1 protein-coding gene is annotated in these 1437 nt (G+C 29.6%); it reads right to left on the reverse strand.

Annotation, left to right across the window (positions count from 1 at the left end):
• Window positions 1-125: 125 nt before the first annotated feature.
• A complete protein-coding gene (locus tag CLTEP_RS13945) occupies window positions 126-1352 on the reverse strand; it encodes an ISAzo13 family transposase (protein ID WP_066827674.1) in 1227 nt (408 codons plus the stop codon).
• Window positions 1353-1437 lie beyond the last annotated feature (85 nt).

Here is a 1437-nt window from a genome sequence, read left to right on the forward strand (position 1 = left end):
AGGAATTACCAATTATGAACTACTCAAAATGTATACCTAAATAATCTTAAACAACAGTGTAATTTAGTGTATTTTTCTATTTTGAGGCAAAAAGTATAGACTTCCCCCTTACCCCAAACTGAAATTTATACTTTTATTACCATATTTAAGACCTCATTGCATTTTATTGGTTCAATTATAACAAACCATTTTCCAATTTCTTTTGCTCGATAGAGCGCTGTTTCGTAGATATTCATTATATCTTTTCCAACTGTAACTCCAGTATCATATGAATTCTCCGCAACTCTAACTGAAGGTTGATTGCCTTTCCACGTCATATTTTGAGTGAATTTATAGATAACATCTAAACTATCAAGTGTAGATCCATTCCAATGCTTTTCTAGAGATCCCCATACTCTTTCAATAGGATTATATTTGCTATGGTACGGTGGATAATATGCTAGTACAATAGTAATATCATATTTAACTGCAAATTCCATAATTCTTTTTATAAACTGAGTTCTTCTACTGTTATTTTCTGGTCCATTATCAGAATGTATTACAAGAGTATTCTTCATATTTAAGTAGTTATTTATCCAATAATCTTCGATTGTATCAACTATAAAATCTGCTGTTACCTTTGATTGAGTCAATGTTATAGCTACATTATTATTGTTTAAATCCAAGATTCCAAAAGGCGTTACGTAGTTAGAGGAAAAATCATGGTCAACTGCTTTTACTTTGTTTCTACTCTTTCCACCCCTTGAAAAATCTCCGATTTTAACTCTATCTTTAGCATCAATAGAAATTATGACAGTGTTTTCTTTTCCACCGTAGTTCTTACGAACTTTTTTTATATTTTCAAATATCTTATCTGTTTCAGGTATCTTTTTTATGGGCTTAACTTTTTGCACTTTTTTAAGGGTGTATCCTAGTTGATTTACTTTGTTATTTAGCGTCTGATTACTAGGAAGTTCTTCATCAGTATATCCTTTTTGGAGTATAAGCTGTTTCCTAATTTCCTTTACGGTTAATCGTGTGAACAGTCTAGTTGTTTTAAAATTAGGATCAGTTTGACTTTGTGAATCAACAATGTCTTTTATATCATCCATTAATTTGGGCATCTTTTCTTCTATTTTTTTACGACCTTTTGCATTATGTGCATCAACAATTTTGAATCCACTTTCAAGCTCATATGTACCTTTTCGTATAGTATCTCTACTTACTTTAAATTGAGATGCTACAATGGATTGACCACCTTTCCCTATTTCTTTTGCTATTTGTGCTAAAGCTTTTCTTTTATCTGAACCTTTTAGGTTATTTATTGATTCTACTAAGATATATTTGCATTTTCCAAATAACTCGTTTATCATATAACCATATCCTTTTCTTTTGTTTTATATGTTTTTGTTGTTATTAACATTAAAACATATTTGAAAAGGATTTTTCTATATTTAT

Origin of the sequence: Clostridium tepidiprofundi DSM 19306 (assembly GCF_001594005.1) — a bacterium.
Classification (GTDB): domain Bacteria; phylum Bacillota; class Clostridia; order Clostridiales; family Clostridiaceae; genus Clostridium_AC; species Clostridium_AC tepidiprofundi.